The organism is Pseudomonas sp. 51_B, from assembly GCF_017491595.1.
Classification (GTDB): domain Bacteria; phylum Pseudomonadota; class Gammaproteobacteria; order Pseudomonadales; family Pseudomonadaceae; genus Aquipseudomonas; species Aquipseudomonas promysalinigenes.
Window position 1 is genome coordinate 1 of record NZ_JAFGYW010000090.1, and the last position, 669, is coordinate 669.

Sequence of the window (669 nt, forward strand, 5' to 3'; positions counted from 1 at the left end):
TGCAAGGACTCAGCTCAATATGGAGATGGTCCCAAGGTATTTCAAGGCGCGTGGCAGATTGTCGCAATCAAGACTGTCCAGCCAGTGCAAATCGTCCCAGCTGCGCAGCCAGGTAAACTGGCGTTTGGCCAATTGGCGCGTGGCGATGATGCCCCGCTCCTGCATCTGGGCCAATGTCAGCTTGCCGTCCAGGTAATCCCAAACTTGGCGGTAGCCTACCGCACGTATAGACGGCAACCCCGAATGCAGGTCACTTCTTTTACGCAGGGCTACGACCTCGTCGATGAATCCCTGTTCCAACATATTTGTGAATCTTTGTTCAATTCGCTGGTGCAGAACCTGACGATTCGCCGGAGCAATGGCCAGGTTCGCGACAGTATAGGGCAATTGTTGGCGTCCCGAAGCGGCTGCTTCAGTACTTTGCGCAGATTGTTGCTCGCGCAGGGCGGTCATGCTCTGCCCGCTGACTCGATACACTTCCAGTGCCCGACTCAAGCGCTGCGGATCATTGGGATGAATGCGCGCCGCCGACACCGGATCGATTTGCGCCAGTTGATCGTGCAGGGCTTGCCAGCCGAGGCGTGCAGCTTCTTCCTCGATCTGCGCACGGACCTCGGGATCGGCCGCCGGCATGTCTGCCAGACCTTCGATCAAAGCCTTGTAATAGAG

At 57.2% G+C, this 669-nt stretch carries 1 protein-coding gene; it reads right to left on the minus strand.

Annotated elements, in window-relative coordinates; translation table 11 throughout:
- Nucleotides 1-9 precede the first annotated feature (9 nt).
- On the minus strand, nt 10-669 hold a 660-nt coding region (miaA, locus tag J5M56_RS23780), incomplete at its 5' end, for a tRNA (adenosine(37)-N6)-dimethylallyltransferase MiaA (RefSeq protein ID WP_207937916.1).